Origin of the sequence: Acholeplasma laidlawii PG-8A (assembly GCF_000018785.1) — a bacterium.
Taxonomy (GTDB): Bacteria; Bacillota_I; Bacilli_A; order Acholeplasmatales; family Acholeplasmataceae; genus Acholeplasma; species Acholeplasma laidlawii.
Window position 1 is genome coordinate 408706 of record NC_010163.1, and the last position, 23826, is coordinate 432531.

General features: G+C 31.8%; 24 protein-coding genes, 1 tRNA gene and 1 riboswitch. Of the genes, 20 read left to right on the plus strand and 5 right to left on the minus strand.

The window, feature by feature from the left end:
* Nucleotides 1-2: 2 nt before the first annotated feature.
* From ACL_RS01945 to ACL_RS01970, 6 genes are all read left to right on the plus strand, one after another.
* A complete protein-coding gene (locus tag ACL_RS01945) occupies nucleotides 3-1148 on the plus strand; it encodes an ABC transporter permease (protein WP_012242341.1) in 1146 nt (381 codons plus the stop codon).
* Complete coding sequence (locus tag ACL_RS01950) at nucleotides 1145-2098, plus strand: ABC transporter permease (RefSeq protein ID WP_012242342.1); 954 nt, start codon at nucleotides 1145-1147, stop codon at nucleotides 2096-2098. The genes ACL_RS01945 and ACL_RS01950 overlap by 4 nt, the downstream gene beginning before the upstream one ends.
* A gap of 157 nt (nucleotides 2099-2255) precedes the next feature.
* Entirely contained in the window at nucleotides 2256-2909 is a 654-nt protein-coding gene (locus ACL_RS01955) for a deoxynucleoside kinase (protein WP_012242343.1), read from the plus strand.
* A gap of 136 nt (nucleotides 2910-3045) precedes the next feature.
* A complete protein-coding gene (locus tag ACL_RS01960) occupies nucleotides 3046-3558 on the plus strand; it encodes an RNA polymerase sigma factor (protein WP_041633771.1) in 513 nt (170 codons plus the stop codon).
* Nucleotides 3555-4607, plus strand: coding sequence for a hypothetical protein (locus tag ACL_RS01965; protein ID WP_012242345.1), 1053 nt, complete (start codon nucleotides 3555-3557; stop codon nucleotides 4605-4607). Before ACL_RS01960 ends, ACL_RS01965 begins: the two co-directional genes overlap by 4 nt.
* A 77-nt stretch (nucleotides 4608-4684) precedes the next feature.
* On the plus strand, nucleotides 4685-5617 hold the full coding sequence (locus ACL_RS01970; protein WP_012242346.1) for an anti-sigma-I factor RsgI family protein: 933 nt from the start codon (nucleotides 4685-4687) through the stop codon (nucleotides 5615-5617).
* Between the two features lie 100 nt (nucleotides 5618-5717).
* Here ACL_RS01970 and gcvPB read toward each other — a convergent pair whose 3' ends face one another.
* Genes gcvPB through gcvT form a run of 4 tightly spaced genes read right to left on the minus strand, consistent with a single transcriptional unit; the run spans nucleotide 5718 to nucleotide 9958 of the window.
* Nucleotides 5718-7175: an aminomethyl-transferring glycine dehydrogenase subunit GcvPB gene (gene gcvPB, locus ACL_RS01975; protein ID WP_012242347.1), complete on the minus strand. Its 1458-nt coding sequence runs from the start codon at nucleotides 7173-7175 to the stop codon at nucleotides 5718-5720.
* Nucleotides 7172-8485: an aminomethyl-transferring glycine dehydrogenase subunit GcvPA gene (gene gcvPA / locus ACL_RS01980; protein ID WP_012242348.1), complete on the minus strand. Its 1314-nt coding sequence runs from the start codon at nucleotides 8483-8485 to the stop codon at nucleotides 7172-7174. The genes gcvPB and gcvPA overlap by 4 nt, the downstream gene beginning before the upstream one ends.
* A 9-nt stretch (nucleotides 8486-8494) precedes the next feature.
* On the minus strand, nucleotides 8495-8863 hold the full coding sequence (gcvH, locus tag ACL_RS01985) for a glycine cleavage system protein GcvH (RefSeq protein WP_012242349.1): 369 nt from the start codon (nucleotides 8861-8863) through the stop codon (nucleotides 8495-8497).
* 18 nt (nucleotides 8864-8881) lie between these two features.
* Entirely contained in the window at nucleotides 8882-9958 is a 1077-nt protein-coding gene (gene gcvT, locus ACL_RS01990) for a glycine cleavage system aminomethyltransferase GcvT (RefSeq protein WP_012242350.1), read from the minus strand.
* A gap of 112 nt (nucleotides 9959-10070) precedes the next feature.
* On the opposite strand from gcvT, the gene ACL_RS01995 reads away from it, so the two are divergent.
* The gene (locus ACL_RS01995; protein WP_041633773.1) at nucleotides 10071-10763 is read left to right on the plus strand and encodes a metallophosphoesterase; all 693 of its coding nucleotides are present in this window, start codon (nucleotides 10071-10073) and stop codon (nucleotides 10761-10763) included.
* Nucleotides 10764-10842: 79 nt separating this feature from the next.
* On the opposite strand, the gene gpmI is transcribed toward ACL_RS01995, so the two are convergent.
* Entirely contained in the window at nucleotides 10843-12378 is a 1536-nt protein-coding gene (gene gpmI / locus ACL_RS02000) for a 2,3-bisphosphoglycerate-independent phosphoglycerate mutase (RefSeq protein ID WP_012242352.1), read from the minus strand.
* A gap of 269 nt (nucleotides 12379-12647) precedes the next feature.
* Nucleotides 12648-12770: riboswitch (FMN riboswitch) on the plus strand.
* Nucleotides 12771-12847: 77 nt separating this feature from the next.
* Between gpmI and ACL_RS02005 the strand changes: the two genes are divergently transcribed.
* The 13 genes from ACL_RS02005 to ACL_RS02065 all read left to right on the plus strand — a co-directional run bounded on the left by ACL_RS02005 (nucleotide 12848) and on the right by ACL_RS02065 (nucleotide 23815).
* Nucleotides 12848-13576: an ECF transporter S component gene (locus tag ACL_RS02005; RefSeq protein ID WP_012242353.1), complete on the plus strand. Its 729-nt coding sequence runs from the start codon at nucleotides 12848-12850 to the stop codon at nucleotides 13574-13576.
* A 125-nt stretch (nucleotides 13577-13701) separates the two neighbouring features.
* Complete coding sequence (gene eno / locus ACL_RS02010) at nucleotides 13702-14997, plus strand: phosphopyruvate hydratase (protein WP_012242354.1); 1296 nt, start codon at nucleotides 13702-13704, stop codon at nucleotides 14995-14997.
* Nucleotides 14998-15179: 182 nt separating this feature from the next.
* On the plus strand, nucleotides 15180-15548 hold the full coding sequence (locus ACL_RS02015) for a methylglyoxal synthase (protein WP_012242355.1): 369 nt from the start codon (nucleotides 15180-15182) through the stop codon (nucleotides 15546-15548).
* Nucleotides 15549-15553: 5 nt separating this feature from the next.
* A complete protein-coding gene (locus tag ACL_RS02020) occupies nucleotides 15554-16189 on the plus strand; it encodes a hypothetical protein (protein ID WP_012242356.1) in 636 nt (211 codons plus the stop codon).
* Nucleotides 16190-16218: 29 nt separating this feature from the next.
* Nucleotides 16219-18405: a ribonuclease R gene (rnr, locus tag ACL_RS02025; protein ID WP_012242357.1), complete on the plus strand. Its 2187-nt coding sequence runs from the start codon at nucleotides 16219-16221 to the stop codon at nucleotides 18403-18405.
* Nucleotides 18406-18423: 18 nt separating this feature from the next.
* On the plus strand, nucleotides 18424-18873 hold the full coding sequence (gene smpB / locus ACL_RS02030) for an SsrA-binding protein SmpB (protein WP_012242358.1): 450 nt from the start codon (nucleotides 18424-18426) through the stop codon (nucleotides 18871-18873).
* The gene (locus ACL_RS02035; RefSeq protein ID WP_012242359.1) at nucleotides 18870-19856 is read left to right on the plus strand and encodes a patatin-like phospholipase family protein; all 987 of its coding nucleotides are present in this window, start codon (nucleotides 18870-18872) and stop codon (nucleotides 19854-19856) included. Before smpB ends, ACL_RS02035 begins: the two co-directional genes overlap by 4 nt.
* Nucleotides 19849-20724, plus strand: a complete 876-nt coding sequence (locus tag ACL_RS02040) for a phosphatase PAP2 family protein (protein ID WP_012242360.1) — start codon at nucleotides 19849-19851, stop codon at nucleotides 20722-20724. Before ACL_RS02035 ends, ACL_RS02040 begins: the two co-directional genes overlap by 8 nt.
* A gap of 1 nt (nucleotide 20725) precedes the next feature.
* A complete protein-coding gene (locus ACL_RS02045; RefSeq protein ID WP_012242361.1) occupies nucleotides 20726-21139 on the plus strand; it encodes a GNAT family N-acetyltransferase in 414 nt (137 codons plus the stop codon).
* Nucleotides 21140-21153: 14 nt separating this feature from the next.
* A tRNA-Arg gene (locus ACL_RS02050) sits at nucleotides 21154-21230 on the plus strand.
* A 48-nt stretch (nucleotides 21231-21278) separates the two neighbouring features.
* Nucleotides 21279-21650, plus strand: coding sequence for a hypothetical protein (locus ACL_RS02055; RefSeq protein ID WP_012242362.1), 372 nt, complete (start codon nucleotides 21279-21281; stop codon nucleotides 21648-21650).
* Nucleotides 21651-21721: 71 nt separating this feature from the next.
* On the plus strand, nucleotides 21722-22747 hold the full coding sequence (locus ACL_RS02060) for an HRDC domain-containing protein (protein WP_012242363.1): 1026 nt from the start codon (nucleotides 21722-21724) through the stop codon (nucleotides 22745-22747).
* A 54-nt stretch (nucleotides 22748-22801) separates the two neighbouring features.
* Nucleotides 22802-23815, plus strand: coding sequence for a DUF4288 domain-containing protein (locus ACL_RS02065; protein ID WP_012242364.1), 1014 nt, complete (start codon nucleotides 22802-22804; stop codon nucleotides 23813-23815).
* The last annotated feature ends 11 nt before the right edge of the window (nucleotides 23816-23826 follow it).

Here is a 23826-nt window from a genome sequence, read left to right on the forward strand (position 1 = left end):
TTATGGACAAGCAAGAAAATAAAGCAATTGTAACTTTCAAAGATAAACTACTACGCATTTTATTAAACTTATTTAATGTATTGAAACCGAGTTTAATTTCAATTGGCGTAGGTTTAGCATTTGGGTTCATTATTATGTTAATCTTTAATCCCGGTGGTGCTTTTCCAGGTTTAATTACTTTATTAACCGGTGGACTTGGCAGTGGTATTAAAGTTGCAGGTGACATTTTATTACATGCAGCACCGATTATCTTAACAGGGGTTGCTTTAGTAGTAGCATTTAAAACAGGCCTATTTAATATTGGGGCATCTGGTCAAATGATCGTAGCTGGTTATGTTGCTATTCATGTGGGTGTGTTATGGAATATTCCAGCACCATTTCATTGGATGGTTGCACTATTACTAGGTACAGTTGCAGGTGCGATCTGGGGTGCAATTCCTGGTATTTTAAAGGCATTTACTAATACTAATGAAGTTGTATCAAGTATTATGCTTAACTATATTGGTACATTCCTTGCAGTGTTTTTGATTAAAGCTAATGTTTATAACGGTGCTACAGCAAAATCTTTAAACATTCAAGCTAGTGCTGAACTTCCTAGATTAGGCGCATTATTCGGTAACTCTAAGGCAAATATTGGTATATTTATAGCAATTGCAGTAGCAGTTCTAATGTATTATGTCTTTAAGAAAACTACACTAGGTTATGAACTTAAGGCTTCAGGATTTAACCGTGAAGCAAGTCGTTATGCAGGTATGAATGCAAAGAGAAATATCGTGTTATCTATGTTGATATCTGGTGCTATTGTAGGTTTAGGTGGTGCAATCCAGTTCCTAGTTATAGGTACAAACTTAGGTACAACATATGACTTATTACCACAAGGTTTTGATGGTATATCTGTTGCTCTATTAGGGTTAACAGAACCAATAGGTGCAGTCTTTGCAGGTACCTTCTTAAGTTATATCAGGCAAGGTGGATTCTATATGCAGGTTAATGGATTCCCACAACAAATTATCGATATTATTATTGCAGTAATTGTATATACAACATCCATTTCTGTTGCAATTCAATTATTCTTTGCAAACTTAAAAACTAAGAGATTAATGAAGAAAGCATCAACCTCAGAAATTGAAGGAGGTATTGAACAATGACATTAATCGTACAGCTTACTTTAGTGAGTTTAGTGCCACTTTTAATTGTTGCACTAGGTGGACTCATGTCAGAAAAAAGTGGTGTTACAAACATCGCGCTAGAAGGTTTAATGTTACTTGGAGCATTTGTCGGAGTCTGGGTTATACGTGATCTTCAAAATGCTACAAATCCACTACCTATGCAACTCATTTATCTAATTGGTATTATTGTGGGTGGTCTCGTAGGTGGTTTATTTGCGATGACGCATGCGATTGCATCAATTAAATTTAATGCAGACCAAACAATTTCAGCAACAGCAATTAACTTATTTGCACCCGCTTTTGCAATCTATACAGCACGTAGTCTTCAAGGTGCTCAACAAATTCGTTTCTCTGCAGCATTTAGAATTGATAAGGTACCATTTTTAGGGGATATTCCTATTATTGGTGAATGGTTCTTCCAAAAAACTTATATTAGTTTATTTATTGCAGCTGGTATCTTGGCATTTGTATGGATCTTACTGTACAAAACAAAATCAGGTTTAAGAATTAGAGCTGTTGGTGAAAACCCACAAGCAGCAGATGCTCAAGGTATTAACATCTATAAAATTAGATATCTATCTGTATTTGCATCAGGTATCTTAGCTGGTATCGGTGGCGTTATCTTCGTTGTTACAACCTCTGCATCTTTTGATGCAACTGTTGCAGGTATGGGGTTCTTGGCAATTGCCGTTCTTATTTTTGGTAACTGGCATCCAGGTAGAATCTTACTTTCAGCAATCGTATTTGGATTCTTTAGAACGATTGCAAGTGCATACTCAGCGATTGGTTTCTTAAGAGATTTAGACTTAGATACAGAAATTTATCAAATGATACCTTTTGTCATTACATTGATTGTTCTAGCGATAACTTCTAGAAACTCTAGAGCACCTAAAGCAATCGGTCAAATTTATGAAATGGGTAAACGATAGTTTATAAAACTCGCGTATAACTTGTCTTATTTAGATGAGTTATACGCATTATTTATATAGGCCCAAAGGTACATGGATTTGATAGCATTTACATTGGTTTTCATAGTTGACTTATCCTTCAAACTACTTAAAATAGTAAGTGAAGGAAGTGATGTATATGTTAATAGTTATTGGTGGCATGATTGGTTTAGGAAAAACCTCAGTTGGGGAAGCACTGGCCGAAGAATTTAATGGAAAAATGTATTATGAAAGCGTAGATGATAATCCCATTCTACCTCTTTATTACACTGCAACAGAAGAAGAAACTCAAAAGAAACGTTATCCTTTTTTATTACAACTTTGGTTTTTGAATTCTAGATTTAAAGCACTTAAAGATGCAGCAAATCACGCTACAGAAGGTTTTTCAATTGTAGATAGATCCATTTATGAAGATTGGTATTTTGCAAAGATAAACCATGATCTAGAAAGAATGAATGACTTAGAGTTTTCTATCTACAAGGAATTACTAGATAATATGATGGAAGAAATCCAAGGGTTACCTAAAAAAGCTCCAGATTTGATGATCTATTTAAAAGGGTCTTTTCAATCAGTCATTGATAGAATCCAAAATAGAGGTCGTGCATTTGAATTAGATGAAGGTCTAAAAAGTTATTATGAACTTCTTTGGAAAGGTTATGATGCTTGGTTAGAACATCACTATAGACATAGTAAAGTATATATTCTAGATACAGATAAATATAATGTAGTACATAATTTAGAACATCGTCAGATTGTATTTAATGAGATTAGAAGTATCTTAGACATCAAATAAAACATATAACAGAGGTAACTAGTTCATGTTCAACCATGAAGTAGGTATCGCTGTTTTTTTATACAAAAATACATGATAAAATAAATTATACCAATAAAACATGGACTTAGATTGTATATTAAGTGCGAGGAGAGTTATGGATCAAATACATGAGATCATAGAAGAGTTAAGGCAAAAAGACTATAAATCATTTGATACATTCTACAACTTGACAAAGAATCAGGTTTTTTACGCAATCATAAATATTGTTAAAGATAAAGATCTGGCTCACGATATAATGCAAGATACATATATTAAATTTCTTGAAAAGATTGACCAATATAAGTCAGGTGCCAATCCATACGCATACATCTCAATGATAGGTAGAAATCTAGCGATTAATACTTATAATAGGCAAAAAAGATTAATTAAGTCAGATGAGCTATTAGAGTCTATTCCTGCAGATAAAGAAGTAGAAAATGATGAAGATATATTTAAGATCCTGAATTTACTAAATGATGATGAGAAAGAAGTTGTAACACTTCACGTCATTAATGATTTAAAATTTAAAGAAATAGCAAAAATTATGGAAAAACCACTAGGTACTGTCTTATGGATTTACAATAAGGCAATAAAGAAACTAAAGGATAAGGTAGGTGATGTCTTATGAAGAAAAATGAAGTAATCAATTTAATCAAAACTAAAGCCCAAGAAGTAGAGATTAAGGATTTAACTTCCAATATCTTAGAACGCGTTAAAAATATTTCTTATGAAGAAGAAGTTAAACCGCTACCTAAGTTTAGATTTAGACCTAGACTCGCATTTAGTGCATCTTTATTATCCTTGTTTCTAGTATTTATCTTTTCACTATTTATCTACCCTGAAATGACTAATCAAAATGTAGCACCACAATTTGAAAATATGGAAAATGTTTTGATGTTTTCATCAATATCAACTTCTACATTATTAGATACATCAAATACATCTGACCTCTCCACTTATCTGTATGACTTAAATGGTAGAAATAATAATGAAAATCAAAATAAAATAGATGATGAACTAACAGAACTTACTAAATATTTTGGAGTTATGGAAAAACTTTTTGCAAGTAAACATAACTTTGAGTTAAAAGTAGATGCAGCTAAAGCTGGATATGGTGAGTCTATGAGATTTAAGACTAAAGATTTCTTAAATGAAGAGACACAGTATGAAATGAACTTAAACCAAAATTATGATGAGACATCTCATCAATACAACATTGATGGTGAACTTATTATAGGATCTTTGAACTATCAAGTACGTGGTAAGAGTTTAGATAAAAGATTAGAAACAAGAACCTCAATTGATGATCAAAACTATATGGATATGAATTATGAATTAATTGATGAAAAACATCACTTTGACTTACTTCAAACTAAAGAGGGTATCCTTATAGAGGATGTTACACTAATCATTGAAGAAATAGATAATAAAAGAATTGTTGAATTATATATTAATAAAGATCAAGGTATATTAAGTTATACATTTGAAATGTCCATAGAATCCAATAATCGTGTATTAAAGGTAAATTATTTACTCGGTGATGAATCACTTGAAAGCGGAGAACTATTAATTAGAATCAGACAAAATCAAGGCGAAAATATTTATTCAGTACTAGTTAAGCCAGATAATGGTATCCCTTATCAAATTAATAAGGGTAGAAAATCACCACAAAAATAAAAAAATAAAAAAAATTACAAAATCACCAATAAAATCAATGCCTCGTTTGTATATTAAGTGCAAAGGAGGCATTTAGTATGAAAAAAGGACTAGCTATACTATTTGTAGTAACATCAATTATCGCGGTATTTGCATTTTTACCAAGAGCAAATGCAACTGATACATATGTGACACTGGATATTAATCCAAGTGTAGAATTAATCGTAACACCAGGTGATCGAGTTATTTATGCCAATGCATTAAATGAAGACGGTGTTGTATTACTAGCTGATTTAGAGTTAGTTGGTAAGAAAATTGACGTGGCAGTTACCTTAATCATCGATAAGTCCATTGAATTAGGATTTATTGTTGAGGGTGATGATGAAACTATCGTATCAGTTTCAACCATATCTGAAAATAATAAAATGGGTGAACTCATGAAAGAAAAAATTAAGACACGTATTAATGGTGCCTTAAATGATAAAAAAGTTCATGGTCATGCAGAAGATAAACCAGACAACGGTTATCAACCATCATTTATTTTAGAAGCTAGATTACATAATGTATCACCGGGTTACCTATTCTTGGCTAAAAAAGCTGTGTATGTTGATGGTGAATTAACACTTGAAGCTGCACTTGAAATGAATGTAAGTGATTTACAAACAATCATTCGAGAGGCTTTTGTAGCACAAAAAGAAGTAATTAGTGATGCACGTGAAGTATTCTTAACTGCTAAAGCAGAACTTATCAACACCTACAAACCACAATTTGAAGCGTTTGAAACTCAAATTGCTGACTTAACAGCTCAAATTGAAGCTACTGAAGATGAAACTGAAAAAGCAAATTTAGAAGCATCATTAGCTATAGTTGTTGATGATTATGAAACTTTAAGATTAGAATTTAAAACTGAACTTGAAGTGATTAAAGATGCATTTGTTGAAGAAATCATAAATCTAAAAGACGCACTTAAACTATTTAGATTTGGTTTTAGATTCAAGCATGGATCAAGCGTAGAATTTAACCGTCCATAACTCTCCCTATTTATGGCATGAAACATCTTGCTATCTTCCAACAGGTAGCCAAATAAAAAAGGAAACCAAGTTTTCAATCCCCTAACTTGGTTTCCTTTTTTTATATGTGAGATAAATCTTTAAATTTTACAAGTGGATTTCTTGCAGCTTTTGCTTCATCAAGGCGTCTAACCACAGTATGGTGTGGCGCATTTTTAATGAATTCAGGTTTTGTAATCGCATCATTTGCAATCGTTTTCATCGTATCAATGAAGTGATCTAGCGTTTCTAAACTTTCCACTTCAGTAGGTTCAATCATGAGTGATTGACTAAATGTAAGTGGGAAATATATGGTTGGAGCATGTATACCATAATCAAGAAGGCGCTTTGCAACATCTAGTGTTTTAATGTCAGTTGACTGATCAATTAAGCCGTCAAAGACAAATTCATGCATTGCGTGTGCCTTAATAGGTAATTTAAATAAGTGTTTTAAGCTTTCTTTAATATAGTTTGCATTTAACGTAGCAAGTGGACCAATTTTACCTAGATATTCTTCACCAAGCGTTCTAATATATACATATGCTCTTAAATAAACAGAAGCATTTCCGTAAAAGGCTGATAAAGCACCGATTGTTTCTTTAGGTGTTTCAAAATGATATGTACTACCTTCTTTATAGACGACAGGACCTGGTAAATAATCTTTTAAGAAGTCTTTAACACCAACTGGACCTGAACCTGGTCCACCACCACCGTGTGGTGTAGAAAAGGTTTTATGTAAGTTTAAGTGTGTAATATCAAAGCCCATATCACCAGGACGAGCAATACCTAATAAAGCATTAAGGTTTGCACCATCATAGTAGAGTAATCCACCACAATCATGGATAAGGTCTGCAACTTCTAAAATATCTTTTTCAAACATACCTACTGTGTTAGGATTTGTTAACATTAAACCAGCAACGGTATCATCTAAAGCTTCCTTTAAGGATTCAACATTAATTGTACCATCTAAATTAGATTTGACTTCAACAACATCAAATCCAGCAACCGTAGCAGAAGCAGGGTTTGTACCATGTGCAGAATCAGGAACAATGATTTTATTACGTTTTAAGTCACCTCTATCATGGTGATACTTCTTGATAATCATTAAGCCTGCAAGTTCACCTTGTGCACCCGCATAAGTATTTAATGAATAAGCATCCATACCAGTGATTTTGGATAAGTAACTACCAAGTTCAAAGTAAACTTGTAAGAAACCTTGGGACACATGATTTGGTTGGAGTGGGTGTATTTGTGAAAACCCAGGTAAAGTAGCAATTTCATCGTTTATTTTAGGATTATACTTCATCGTACATGAACCTAAAGGATAAAACCCAGTTTCAACACCAAAGTTTTTAAGAGAGACATTGGTATAGTGTCTTACGACATCAAGCTCTGTAACTTCTGGTAACTCGGCTGCGTCACTTCTTAATAACTCTTTTGGTAATTTAACTTGAGGAAAACTATCTTTTGGTAAGTTATGGCCAATACGTCCAGGTTTGGAGATTTCAAATATTAATTTGTCATAGTATTTTGCTTTCATTTGAAGTCACCAATCAATCTAACAAAACTATCAATTTCTTGTTTAGTACGTTTTTCTGTTACAGCAAAGGTTAATAAACCATCACCTAGATCAACAGGACCAAGAAACCCGTTTTCAACTAAATAATCATCTAAGGATTTCGTATTACCTTCATATTTTAAGGTAAACTCATTTAAATGTGGTTGTTTAAATGGGTCTTTAAATGAAGGTAGTTTAAGTAGTTCATGTTTTAAATAGTGAGCACCATTTAAAGATAAGTGAGCAATATCAATAAAGCCTTGTTTACCTAGGCTTGATAAGTAAATTGCTACACTTAAAGCCATTAAAGACTGATTTGAACAAATATTAGAGTTTGCTTTTGCACGTCTAATATGTTGTTCACGTGCTTGAAGTGTTAATACAAATGCACGTTTACCATCAACATCTGTAGTTACCCCGCAAATTCTACCAGGCATTTTTCTAATGAGTTTCTTAGTGGTTGCTAAATATCCAGCATAAGCGCCACCAAAAGATAAAGGCATACCTAAACTTTGAAGATCACCGGTTGCAATATCAACACCATATGCTTGTGGTGTTTTAAGCAACGCTAAACTTTGTGGGTTTTGATTTAAGATGAATAATGCATTATTTTCATGTAATAAATCAGCAACACCATCTAGATTTTCGATATGACCGTATTTGTTCGGATTTTGAACAATAAATGCCGCAGCATCTGTGACAAGATTTTTTAGTTCACTTAAATGCGTAACACCATGTGATTCAGGTACCATCACAAACTCAACATCTCTATAAGTACCATAAGTTTTAATGATTTCTATAGTTCTAGGATGTAGTGTTTCTGAAAGAAGTACTTTTTTTCTTTTAGTTTCTGCAAGTGCCATAAACATAGCTTCAGCAGTTGCAGTAGGACCATCATACATACTTGCATTTGTAATATCCATACCAGTAATTTCACAAATCATGGATTGAAATTCAAATATATATTGAAGTGTACCTTGACTAACCTCTGGCTGATATGGTGTATATGATGTCAAAAACTCTTGTCTTGATGTTAAGGACTTGACAATTGAAGGGGTATAAACATCATATGCACCAAAACCTCTAAATATCGTTAGAGATTTATTTTTACTTGAAAGTTCGATAAGTTCTTTAGTGAGTTCCAAATCAGATAACTGATTTGGAATACCGTAAGGTTTATTGTATTTTAATGATTTAGGTATATGAGATGTTAAATCATCGATACGTTTAATACCGATTGTCTCTAACATATGCTCTATATCATGTTTAGTATGTGGTAGGTATTTATGCATAGATACTACCTAGAGTGTAGCTTCGTAATCTGTTACATTTAATAATGAATTTGATTCTTCAGGATTTGAAAGTTCAATTTCTACAATAAAGTTTCCGAATGGATCTTCATTAATAAGTTGAGGTTCTTGGTCTAGGGCAGTATTTACTGCAAGTACTTTACCAGATAAAGGCATATATAAATCAGATGCACTTTTTACAGATTCTACAGCTGCAAAAACATCACCTTTTTTAAATGATTGACCTACTGATGGTAAATCAAAGAAAACAATATCACCTAAGTGCATTGCAGCATAAGAAGAAATACCTACTTTAGCCTTATTACCCTCGATAAATACCCATTCGTGTGTGTCTAAATATAATACGTCGTTTTTGTTCATGTTGATGTTCTCCTTTTTCTATATTTTATTATTTTTATTTATAAATTTTTTATTTCTAACAACCGCTTTAACAAATTTGTTTCTAATTTTTATATCTATGATTGTACCTAATTTAGCATGTTTTGCATCAATTAATGCAAACCCTAATGCTATATTCGTAGAAGGCGATAAGTAACCTGTAGTTACATGTCCAATAAGTTGATTGCCTACATAGATTTCATAACCAGATCTAGCAATATTCTTTTCTAATAACTCAAATCCGACATTTTTTCTTAGTGGATTTTCTTTATACGCTAATAATGCAGATTTACCAATGAAATCATCCTTTTTAAAATCAACAGCAAACCCTAATCCGGCTTCTATAGGATTTATCGTTTCATTCATTTCGTTACCATATAAGGGCATACCAGCTTCAAAGCGTAGCGTGTCTCTAGCACCTAAACCAATGGGTTTTACACCTAACTTATATAAGTCATCCCAAATTAAAGAAGCATAGCCATCATAAGTATATATTTCAAAGCCATCTTCACCTGTATAACCAGATCTGGAAATGAGTAAGGGACCATGTTCATTATGTGTAAACATAAAGTCTGATGAATGTTTTGGTAAATCTTGAAATAATTTACTCAAGAATTTAAAACTGTTTGGACCTTGAACTGCAATACAGTTAAACTTATCACTGATATTTCTTAAGTGTATATCAAATGTATGTTTTATTGAAGAAAGATGATTGAAATCTTTTTCAATATTAGAAGCATTGACTACAAGTAGGATTTGATCAGAACTAAATGGATAAACCATTAAGTCATCAATGATACCTCCATCGTTTTGAAGGAGTAATCCATATTGGTTTTGAGGTCTTAACTCGGTAGTTGAAGATAACACATAATTTGTATAAGCTAGCGCATCTTTACCTTCAATTAAGATTTGACCCATATGAGATACATCGAACATACCAACATCATTTCTAACCTGATGGTGTTCTAAGGCGATTGAAGTGTAATATAGTGGCATATGAAATCCACCAAAATCTATTAAGTTTGCACCTAAATCGACGTGTTTTTGATATAAACTCGTTGTTTTTAATTTATCCATAAATAATTACCTTAATCCTTATGTTATGATATATCTATTATAAACGATAAGTAAGTTTTTATCGTCGAATCTAAACTTTAAAATGTTAGAATGAATTTATGAGGTGATGTCTTTGAAAAAGTATTTTGTCTTTTCTGATATTCATGGTAACTTAAGACCCTTAGTAGAAGCTTTACATAAAGCTGGTTTTGACATGGAAAATGAAAATCATATACTGTTATCTTTAGGTGATCATTTTGATCGTGGTGTAGAAAATTTAGAAGTATTAGGTTATTTAATGTATTTTAATAAACTAAATAGAATCATCATGATTAGAGGTAATCATGATGATTTCTTACTAGATTTTTTAAAAGGAACTTCAGATGGTATATTTAATATCCAAAAAAATGGTTTTGGTAATACCTTAGCACAATTAGCCAGTAAAGATGCAACCACGATACCTAAGATGAGAGATTCTATTAACGAAAGATTTCCAGATTTAATAGCACTTTTAGAATCCATGATACATGAGTTTCAGTTAGGTAAATATATATTTACCCATGCCGGTTATGCCTATTGTAATAAACAAGGATGGTATCTATATAACTTTGCTTCTACACCTTACTTTTTAAAGCACTTTGACACAAAAGATAATTATTATGTATTTGGTCATGCCCATGCAAGAGCCATGAATTATTATGAGTTAGGTGTTGAAAGTAATGATATCTTTGAAATGGATAATTTTATAGGTATTGATGCCAATACAGTATTAACTAAAGAAGTCCATATCTTAATTTTTGATGAAGAAGGAAATAGACTTTTATAACATATAAATATTTGTATTTAATAAAAATCCGCTTAGGTTGTCCTAGGCGGATTTCTTTATTTATATGTAGAAATACTAATTATATTTTTTCGATTAATGATGTACCAGTCATTGCTTTAGGTTTTTCAATACCTAGTAAATCTAATAATGTAGGTGCAACGTCACATAGTGCACCACTATTTAATTTAATACCTTTTTTAGTTACTACAACAGGTACTAAGTTTGTTGTATGTGCTGTATGTGGTTTACCTTCTTGATCACGCATTTGTTCTGCATTACCATGGTCAGCTAAGATGATTGCTACACCACCAAGTTCATTGATGATGAAGTCTGTAACTTTACCAACACACTCAACAGTTACTTCAACTGCCTTTTTAGTAGCTTCAATATTTCCTGTATGTCCTACCATATCAGGGTTTGCGAAGTTAAGAATCATTGTTTGATATTCACCTGTTTTTAATGCTGCAATGACTTTATCAGTTAGTTCATATGCTGACATTTCAGGCTTTAGATCATAGGTTGGAACCTTTGGTGATTCGGCTAGAATTCTAGTTGAGTTTGCTAAAGGTACTTCTTTACCACCGTCAAAGAAGAAGGTAACGTGGGGGTATTTTTCAGTCTCAGCTGCACGGATTTGTTTGAAACCATTTTTTTCAATAACTTCACCGTATAGATCATCAAAAGTTTGAAGTTCGAATGCTAAAGGACCTTTAACAGTTTCTTTATAATGCATCATAGATACTAAGAAGATATTCTTTGGTGCTTTAGAAACATTTAACATTGGTTTACCTTCTGTGTAAATTGTTTTAGCAGCACTTGGATTAGATAATGCAGTGGCAATACGAATTGCTCTGTCAGGTCTAAAGTTTGCAAAGATGACAGCATCATCGTTTTCGATTAAACCTTTGTCGTTTACGATAAATGGTTTAATGAATTCATCTTGAATACCACTCTTATAACTTGATTCAATACCGTCTAGTGCACTATTAAAGTGTGGGCCATCGCCTAATGTCATTGCATCAAATGCTAATTGAACACGGTCCCAGTTGTTGTCTCTATCCATTGCATAGAATCTACCTGAAACTGTTGCTACATTAAAACCATAATCTACTAAAGTTTTAACGAAACCATAACCAGATTCTTGTGGCGTATCACGGCCATCAGTGAATACATGTAGGTAAGTTCTGTCTAAGATGTTTTGTTGTTTAGCAAAATCGTATAATGCTAAATAGTGTCCCATTTGGGCATGTACACCACCATCAGAAACTAGACCCATAATGTGTAGTTTAGAATTATGTTTCTTAGCATGTGCTACTGCATCTAAAAATGCTTGATTCTTAAAAAAGGAACCATCTTTAATAGCAACATTAATTCTAGAAAGTGATTGCCAAACAATACGTCCAGCACCTAGGTTTAAGTGACCTACTTCACTATTACCCATTTGACCTTCTGGTAATCCAACTGCCTCACCAGATGTTACTAGTGTGCTATTTGGATATTCTTTAAGTAAGTTGTCTAAATATGTTGTATCTGCAAGTGTTACAGAGTTTGAATCAGATGCTGGAGCTATACCAAGACCATCCATGATAATTAAAGCTGCAAATTTTTCTTTCATATATATACCTCGTTTCTATTTCATTAGTATTATACTATACTTTGTAAAACGTTTAATTATTTTATATATATGAAAGGGCATACATTTTAAAAATAAAAAAAATATGTTAAAAATGAGCATATCTTAGGTGTTAAAACATAATATGATTAGATTGAACAAATCCCATAATTAATATACTTAAACCCATATTTACATTTAGAAATGTTTTAAATTATCGTTTCTTTGGTATATATTTGTGTAAGATGATATAATTTTTACGAATCCAATTAAATCATCTTCGGGGCGAGGCGCAATTCCTCACCGGCAGTTAAAGTCTGCGAGCAAATTTTACATTTGCAGGATCCTGTGTAATTCAGGTACCGACAGTATAGTCTGGATGAGAGAAGAAAATTATTCCTTTTTTAGGTATTTTTGGTTACCCGAACTTTATTTTGTTGGGTAACTTTTTATTTATTAAGGAGGTTGCCACATGCAACAAATTATAGAGTTTCTACAAAACAATATGCAAATTATAGAGATAAGTTTAATTACTATCTTTGCGATTGCATTAATCATCTTATTTATCTTCGCTTTTAGAGTAGAAGGTAAAATCGAAAGTCATACTAAGAGAGTGAAAAAAATGGTTACCATATCCATTTTATCTGCTATCAGTGTGATACTTTATTATTTCATAAAGTTCCCGCTGGGCTGGATCATACCATTTATTCCACAATTTTTGGATATTCAATTCTCGGCAGTACCAATTTATATTGGTGGATTTATGTTTGGTCCAATTAGTGGTAGTATAATTGCTATTATTAGGTTCATTGTAAAATTACCTGGATCCTCCACACTTGGTACAGGAGAATTAGCTGACTTACTTATTGGACTTGCTACTGTATTAGTATCTTCAATCATGTATCATAGAAATAAGACAAAAAAGACTGCAAAAAGAGCTTCAATTTCAATTGTATTTGTTTGGGTTATTGCAGCAGTTTTATCTAACTGGTTATTCATATTACCTTTCTATATGAATCTTTACGGTTTTGATGCTGTCTTAGGGATGTTAACAGTAATACCGGGTGTAAATGAACAAAATTATATGTTGTTATATATTTTATATGCAGTTATACCATTTAACATTGTTTTATCAGGTATGGTAAGTTTCTTGACATTTGTTTTATACAAACGTTTATCCATTGTTTACAAAAAGATTTAGTTAATTATTCTATAATTAGTGTAAGTATGCGTTTTCATTGCAAGATTACTTTCACTAAAGTTTTAATTATTGTATAATATAGGTGGAAAAATTCTATAAAAAATTTTATAAAGGAGAATTAAAATATGCCATTTATTACAAGCGTATATGCTAGAGAAGTACTTGATAGCCGCGGTAACCCAACTGTTGAAGTTGAAATCGTTACAGACTCAGGTGCATTTGGTAGAACATTAGTACCATCAGGTGCTTCAACAGGTGAACACGAAGCTGTTGAATTACGTGACGGTGATAAATCACGTTACTTAGGTAAAGGTGTTTTAAAAGCTGTTGAAAATGTTAATGACATTATCGGACCAGCAATCTTAGGAGATTCAGTTTTAGATCAAGTAGCTCTTGATAGAAAATTAATCGCTTTAGATGGTACAAAAAACAAAGGTAAATTAGGTGCAAACGCTATTTTAGGTGTTTCAATCGCTGCTGCTAAAGCTGCTGCTGATTTATTAAACCTTGAATTATACCAATACTTAGGCGGATTTAACGCTAAACAATTACCAGTACCAATGATGAATATCATCAATGGTGGTGCACACTCAGATGCTCCAATCGACTTCCAAGAATTCATGATTTTCCCAGTAGGTGCGCCTTCATTTAAAGAAGCTATCCGTTGGGGAGCTGAAATCTTCCATGCTTTAAAAGCTATTTTAAAGAAAAAAGGTCTTTCAACTGCAGTAGGTGATGAAGGTGGATTTGCTCCAAACTTAGCATCTAATGAAGATACAATTGATAACATCTTAGAAGCTATTAAAAATGCTGGTTATAAAGCTGGTGAAGAAGTATTTATCGGTTTTGACGTAGCTGCTTCAGAATTCTTTGATAAAGCTAAAGGTAAATATGTATTCAAAAAATCTACTAAAGAAGAATTTACTTCTGCTGAATTAGTAGAATACTATGCTGGATTAGTTCAAAAATACCCAATCATCTCAATCGAAGATGGTATGGATGAAAATGACTGGGATGGCTGGAAGTTATTAACTGACAAATTAGGTTCAAAAATCCAATTAGTTGGGGATGACCTATTTGTTACAAACACTGAATATCTTGCAAGAGGTATCAAAACAAACACAGCAAACTCAATTTTAGTTAAAGTAAACCAAATCGGTACATTAACTGAAACATTTGACGCAATCGAAATGGCTAAACGTGCTGGTTATACAGCAGTTATCTCACACCGTTCAGGTGAAACAGAAGATACAACAATTGCTGATATCGCTGTTGCTGCAAATACAGGACAAATTAAAACTGGTTCAGCTTCACGTACAGACCGTGTTGCTAAATACAACCAATTAATGCGTATTGAAGATCAACTAGGTGAAGATGCTGTTTACTTAGGTAAAGATTCTTTCTACAACCTAAAAAAATAAGTTTAAAACCTTAAAAGAAAGTGCTGCAATTTATTTGCAGCACTTTTTATTATGTTTTATAAGATAAATGATATATATTTCATATATAAAATCCATATTCTTTCAGTGAGTGGCTGTTATCATGTTATAATATTTAGTGATAGACATTGAATTAAACATATACATTATGGGGGGGGAATCTTATGAGAATAGCACTTATCGCACACGATAAAAAGAAAGATTTAATGATTCAATTTACTAAAGATCATGAAGACTATTTATCAAACCATACATTATACGCAACCGGGACAACTGGTACACGTATTATGGAACACACAAAACTTAAAGTTAATTTAAAGAAATCAGGTCCACTCGGTGGTGACCAAGAAATTGGTTCAATGATCGCTAATGGTAAACTCGATTTAGTATTTTTCTTTAGAGACCCATTAACTGCTCAACCACATGAACCTGATGTATCTGCACTATTAAGACTTTGTGATGTTTATGATGTTCCACTAGCAACAAACAATGCTGCTGCGGACTTGTTTATCAAACACTTAAAAGGGAAGTAATCTATATGAAACAAGAGTTCACACCTAAAGAACTCCAAAAGATGGAGCAACAAAGACGTAAAAAAAGAAATGTGAAAGACTTTATTAATAAGGATTATATTGATGAAAAAGGTGATGCCATTGTTGATGTAGTCATCAATGACCGCAGTCAACTATTTTCACCATATTCTAATAAGATGTTATTAAAAAATGAAATATTTACGTACTTAGATACAATCGCCGATCCGATACCTAATATTTATCCATTAGTGATTAATTTTATTGTTACAGACTTATCGACCATTAACCAAGAATATGTTAAAGAAGCTTTAAAAAGATATTACTGGTTTAGTTATAAGGCAATGGAATCTAAACTAAAAAGAGATTTTATATTTATATTTGTTTATTTTATACTAGGTTTATTATTGATCATTGGTTTTAACTTGATTAATTTTAATGAACTAGGTATAAATTCAACTTGGCAAAGTGTTATAGAAAGTGTAATTACTATCTTTGTATGGGTCATTGTATGGGAAGCTATTTCTCAACTCATTATTGGACGTAAAGAAAAAAAGGATGAAATGCTTAACGAAAAGCAAATGGCTCTAGCAGAAATTAAGTTTTATGAAAGTTTAAGTGATGCAGATACTAAAGTCAATTAAGAAAAACAAGAAAAGAGGTGTCTGACACCATGAATAAAGAATTCATTAAATGGTTTTATGACCAAAAAAGTATACAAGTAACTTATGAACTTGTAAAAGAAGTATATAAAGAAAAAACAGATGAATTATTAGAAGCACATAAAGAATATTTTGATATTATTGATAACACACATATTCAATTAAAAAAGCGCTATGCATTAGGTAAAATTACGATTAAAAGAACTATCGCTTTTTTAATGATGCCAGAAGGCGCAAAAGATATTGCTATTGATTTATTTGATTTAAATGGAGCAATGGAAAGTGATATTGTACTTGCAGATATTGTAGGATACAATCCATACATTAAAGAGATTATTCACTCAAATCTAACTAAATTAATCGCAGACGTTAAAATACGTAGTGATAAGAAGATGAGATTTGATGCCAATGAAGCTCAGAATAAATTGATTATTGTAAAAGATGTACCAGATTACCTTGTAGATGGACATGTGGTGCTACTAGATGTAACTGAGGTTACAAGAACTCAAATATTTACCAAATTTAGAGAAGTTATTGGTCATAAAAACGATCCTGACATGGAAATTGTTAAGATTGTTTATGAGTATGAATGGCCACTTAAATTTAGTAAAGAAGTATTAAATGAACTACATCATATTAAAATTGATCATGAATATGAACGTAAAACAAGAAGAGATATCACAGATAAATTAGTTGTAACAATTGATGGTGCAGATGCTAAAGACTTAGATGATGCGATTAGTTTAGAATATTTAGAAAATGGTAACTTCAAATTAGGTGTTCATATTGCAGACGTCTCATACTTTGTAAAAGAAGGTAGTTATTTAAATGAGGCAGCTTATAACCGTGCAACATCTGTTTATTTAGCAGATAGAGTTATCCCTATGATACCTCATGGTTTAAGTAATGATTTATGTAGTTTAAATCCAAACGAAGATAAATACACAATTACTTGTGAAATGGAATTAAACCCTGATATTGAAGTAGTTAACTATGATATTTATGCATCTATTATTCAAAGTAAACATCGTCTAACTTATCATGATGTCAATCAGTTGTTTAAAGAACATCAATCTACTGGTTTTAAGGAAGTAGATAAGATGTTATTTACAATGAATGAAATTGCTCAAAAGTTAAAACAAATCCGCACAAAACGTGGTGCGATAGATTTTAATTCTACAGAACTTAAATTTGTATTAGATGTTAATGGTGATGTTCTAGGTGTTGAAGAGCGTACCACAGATGAGGCGGAAGCACTCATTGAATCTTTCATGATTCTTGCAAATGAAACGGTCTCAAGACATTTCTTCTTTAATGATTTACCGGGTATCTACAGAGTGCATGAAAAGCCTACTTCTGAAAAATTAGATATTGCTTTTGAATCCAGTGCTAAACTTGGGTTTCGAGTTGATCAAAGTGCTAAATCAAGTGCTCAAAAACTTCAAAGATTAACCAAGAAAGTTGCCCAGACACCTTACGAATATATCATTAACATGATTTTATTAAGAAGTATGCAAAAAGCAATCTACTCAGAAAAACCAATTGGTCACTTCGGTCTAGCTAGTGCATACTACTCACACTTTACATCACCGATTAGAAGATATCCTGACCTTTTACTCCACCGTATGATTAGAGACTTAATGCTTAACAATCCGGATGCTGAAACTCTAAAAAAACTAAAGAAACACTATAGAGATTTAATGCCTTCCTATTCAGAACATACATCTAATCAAGAACGTCAAGCTGTAAATATGGAAAGAGAAGTCAATAAATTAAAGAGCCGTCAATATATGGCACAATTTATCAATCAATCATTTGATGGACAAATTGTATCGATGATGCCAAGTGGTTTCTTTGTAAAATTAGAAAATGGTATTGAAGGTTTAGTAAATGTTAGAAACGTTAATCAATATTTAATCTATGATGATGAAGCACTCTTATTTTATACAGAACGTGGTAAAAGATACCGCTTAGGTGATAAAATTAGAGTGAAACTGATTAAAGTAGATGAAGTGGAAAATAATATCGACTTTACAATTGATCCACAAAATCACGCAGAAGACTATAAAGCACATAAAACAAGTACATCTAAGGTCAAGCGTAAACCAAATCCTGCGGATATGGGTAAATCTAGAAAGACTAAATCGAAAGCGCCAAAAAGTGGTAAAAAAGGATTTGGACCTAAGAAAAACAGATAGTACATAAAGGAATCTTACATGAAAATTATTACTCAAAATAAAAAAGCACATTTTGAATATTTTATTGAACAAAAATTCGTGGCTGGTATTAAACTTCAAGGTAGTGAAGTTAAAAGTATTAGAGCGGGCAAATGTTCAATTAATGAAGCCTATATCACATTTAGAAATGGAGAAGTTTTTATCTTAAACATGCACATTGCAAAATTTGATGCATCCTCTATTTTTAATCATGAAGAAACGAGAACTAGAAAACTATTATTAAACAGAAGCGAAATTGATAAACTTATGGGCGCACAGACTAGAGATGGTATGACCATTATTCCTTTAACTGTAGAACTTCATGAAGGTTTAATTAAAGTAGTTATTGCACTTGCTAAGGGTAAAAAGTTGTTTGATAAACGTGAAACGATTAAAGAACGTGATATCAAACGTGAACAGCAACAATCACTTAAAGGGAAAATGAGATGAACCAAAAAATAAAAGTGGGATTAATGCTTGGTGGCGGTGGTGCAAAGGGTAGTTACCAACTAGGTGTCATCAAGGCATTAGAAGAATTAAATCTCTTAAAACACATTGATGCGATATCAGGTGTTTCAATAGGTGCAATCAACACACTTTTATTAATGAGCAAAAAAAGCCATAAAGAAATGGTGAAAATTTGGGATATCATGGACTCTGAAAATGTCTTTGGTACCAAACAATCTATCTTAAAAGAAAAAAGACTTTATGATTTTAGACCGGTCGCACAAAAGCTAATTGAAAGTGTCGATCTTAAACGCATTAAAAGATCTAAATATCAAGGTTTCGCAACTGCAGCACGTATTTATGATAAGGAATCATTTATTCATCAAATTAAAACAGATACTATGGAAAAGAAAGTATTTCATTTAAATGAAGAAGATGATCCGTTTATCTCGGTGATGGCCTCTTCTTCAATTCCGCTTGTATTTGGTCCGACAACCATTGGTGAACATAAATATGTAGATGGTGGTGTTATTGATAACTATCCAGTTCAACCATTAATTGAAGCAGGGTGTAACTTTATTTTTGCAATTGCATTAGATTACGGGTTTAACCCACATATTTATGATAATTATGATATTACGATTGTTAACTTTACATCAACTTCTGCATTTGAATCGAATCGTTTAGCGGATATGCTAGATGTTGTGAAGTTTAATCTGGAGTTTAAAACTGAAAAAGAAGAACTTGGATACTATGTAGCTAAAACAATGATTTCAAAAATGATAGATGAACGCATGATTAAGCGTTCCTTTGGCTTTACATCCTTTATAAAAAAGACTGGGTTTAAAGTCTTAGAATTATCAAAATTTGAAGAGATGTTTGTAAAACATAAAAAAAATCAAGAACGAACTAAACTAAGAAAAATGATTAAAGAAAATAAAAAGTTAAGAAAAAAATCAAAAGGGGTAGAACAAATCAATGAATGAGTTAGATATTATACGCTTTATACAAGGTATTAGAAATCCTTTTTTAGATACACTCATGGAACTCTTAACAGAGTTAGGTGATCAACTCGTATTTATTGCGATTGCATTAGTAATCTATTGGTTTTTTAATAAAAGGGTAGCATTTAAGCTCGTATTTGTATTTATTAGTAGTGCTATTATAAATGAACTATTAAAAGGAATTATCGCAAGAAATAGACCGTATGTTGAAGATCCATCCCTTGGTGTAGGTACCCTTACTCACGGCTATAGTTTCCCTTCAGGACATGCTCAAAATACAGGTGTGATTACAACGGTTTTATACCAAAATTATTCAAAGAAATCGAACTGGTTAAAATGGGTATTACTGGCTGCATTAATTATTGTGCCATTTACCCGCATGTACTTGGGTCAACACTACTTAACAGATGTACTTGCAGGTTTAGCCTTAGGTATTGTTATAGCACTTGGTGTTTCTAAAATAGTGGATATGATGGACGATAAAGAACACTTATTTGGATTACTCATCACAATCCCATTAGTTGTTATCGTATTTATTGTTTCAACATTTAGACAATCATATGATGAACTTAAAAACCTATTTGTTGCAGTAGGTGGCTTAACTGGATTCTTTGTCGGTTATGCAGTAGATAAACTATATATAAAATATAATGACTTACCAAAAGGCATTAAGATTTTATATAGAGCACTAATTGGTGCTTTAATTGTTGGTGTATTCTATCTAGGATTAAGTTTCTTATTTGATATGATTGCAGTCGATAATTTATACTTAGATTTTGTTAGATACCTATTTGTAGGCTTTGGTGGTAGCGCAATTTCTATGTTTGCATTTAAAAAGTTAAAGGTGTAATATGGTATTTCATAAATCGTTTAAAGAGTTAACCAAAGAAGAACTTGTTGAAATATTTAAGCTAAGACAAACTGTTTTTATGGTTGAACAAGAAATTATTGAAGTTGATATTGATGACCATGATCTTGTATGTGAACACTTGTTTATCAAAAAAGATGGAAAAATTGTTTCATATGCGAGACTTATAGAAGAAAAAGAAGAACTTTATATTGGTAGAGTAGCAACTCTAAAAGAATATAGAAAAAGAGGTTTTACTACTGAAATCATTAAATACTTACAAGAAAGACATGATGTACTTGCTGTAAGTAGTCAAGATATTAGAATAGATTTCTATAAGAAGTTAGATTTTAAAGTCGTTGGAAGAAAATATAAAGATGCAGGTATTTGGCATCAAAAAATGGTCTATATTAAGTAGACCATTTTTCACTTGTATCCGTAGCTTAACTGGATAAAGCATTCCCCTCCGAAGGGAAAGAGTGTCAGTTCAAACCTGATCGGATACACCATTATTTATTTAATTTTTGACTATTAATTAATATTTTAGAGGAATAAAAATGGCTAAAAGAGTTTATTTTGTACTGATGTTAACTTTACTAACACTTTTAATCTACTTAGTTTTTAAAATTAAGTTTATGTCATATACATCAATCGTTATCCTTACAGTAACTACATTACTACTCGATATAGTATACACTTATAAAAATCCTAAATACAGTAAAGTATTGGTTATCTCTGATTTATTATCAATAGTGATATTTAGTGTATATATAGTATTTGCTATAAATGAAAATCCACCAGTAAATGCAGGTGATTTTTCATTATTACCAATCTTGTTATTTGTTGTATCACTTCCATTAATTATAACAACACATCTGGCAATGAATATAAAAGTGATTTTAGACTCACAAAACAAGGTATCAAGTTGAATTGACTTTGAAAAGTCGTTTTTTTGGCTCTAATGTGCTAAAATAGAACTATAAAATTTAGGGGTGACTATATGAATATATTAAATAAACTGATAAAGGAAACTAGTAAAATTGATTTCTTGTTTCCTAATACCTTTGAACAGTTGATGAATGATGAATACTACGACTATGACAAATTTGAGTGGTTTTTATATTATGTATTTAAAATGAATGGTTCAAATGTTAGAAAACTAGGTAAAAAGGGACAGGGTGATGGTGGTGCAGATCTTATCGTCTCAGATAAACTTGCAGATGGTGGTGTAAGAAGAATTGGTATACAAGCCAAATACTGGAAGAATAAGGTTGGGGCAGGTCCTATCAATCAACTTGCAAGTGCTAAAAGCCGTCTAGATCTTACTGATTTATGGATTATCACAACATCTGATTTAACAACTGATGCAAAGGAAATCGCTGAATCCATGGATATAAAAATATTACGTGGTGAAGATGTAACAAATCTAATAGAGCATGTTAAAAGTATTTATGAGAATGATATTAAAGAAAAAGGCGATTCACCTATTGAATTTATCAAAGAGGAACCGGTTAAAGTTGATACTAAAGTAGAAGCTAAAAATGAAGATGATAATGAAGATTCTGATTTGGTCAAGAAATTTAAGACACTTAGATTACAATTGGCTAAGGAACATAAGATGTATCCTTTGTATAATGTATACAACAATGCCATGATTGATGATGTCATAGCAGCAAATCCAAAAACAAAAGAGGAACTGGCTAATGTTAAGGGATTTGGTCCACACAAGGTTAACCTATTTGGTGATGCTATTATCAAACTATTAAAAGATAATGCAGTTACTTCTAATGAAGAAACTATCGATAAAGATAGTGAGTTATTTCAAAAACTAATTGCTGAACGTCCAAGAATCTCTAAATTTAATAAAATTCCGGTAGAAGCAGTTTACACAGATCAAGTAGCTAAGAATTTAGCTAAGATGAAACCTAAAAAGATAGAATATTTAGAAAAGATATTTGGTTTTGATAAAAAGAATATAGAAATATTTGGAGAATACCTTGTAAACTTTATTTCCAAAAACTCTTAAAGTTCATTACTTAATTGCCGATATTTTTAACATTTGATGTAAAAGAGGTAATATATGAAAAACTACGCTGTTATACTCAAATTTGATAAACGAAGTGAAAATCAAATCCAAAAACTAATACATAAGTTAAACAAGGAACTTGGGGTTGATTATCTGATACCACCACATATTACACTGGGTGTTTTTCAAACTGATGATTTAGATAAATATGTAGATAAATTTAATATTTACTCAAGAAAACTAAGAACAGGTGAAGTCATATTTGCATCTTTAGGACAGTTTGTACCTAAAGTAATTTATCTTGCACCACTTATGAATGAAGTGTTGTTATACAACCATAGTGTTATAAGTGAAATGCTTGAAGACCTTGTAGGCCAGGATGAGTTAATATCAAACTATGCACACTATCAAAAAGATCAATGGCAACCACACTGTACGCTAGGTGCTAAGTTAGACACTAAAAAGATGCTAACGGGTTTGGTTTCTATGGTTAAAGACTTTAAACCTATTATTGGTAAAATTAAAAGTGTGTCTATTGTTGAAGGTGAACCTTATTTAGAACTACAAGCACTCTCAAAAACTATTAGGACAAAATCAGATACACATCAATTATCAACTTATTCAGTTAAGGTGATTAGCAAAATCATTGTAGAAGGCTCACCTGAGTTTACTGATAAAAACTATTCTGATGATATAAACTACTATGAAGAACAAGTTTTACTCTTTGAAGCCAACTCATCAGATGATGCTTATGAAAAAGCTGAAAGATATATGGCTAAAGTAATGCTTATTGGACCTCACAAAAATATTTATGGACAAACTGTTAGATATGAGGTTTTAGAATATGTAGATTGCTATGAGTTATTTGAAAAGCCATCTAACCAAGAACCTGAAGTATACTCAAGTATGTACTTTGTTCCTAAAGAAGTTTCTGATGAAGTGTTTTTATCAAATCGATTTAATTACTATATTGATGATGAAGAACAGGATAAGCATGATAAGTGGGAAGATAGTAAAAGAAAAGTTATTTTAAACGCCGAATTTGAAAAACTATTTAAAATACGATAAATACGATCCAA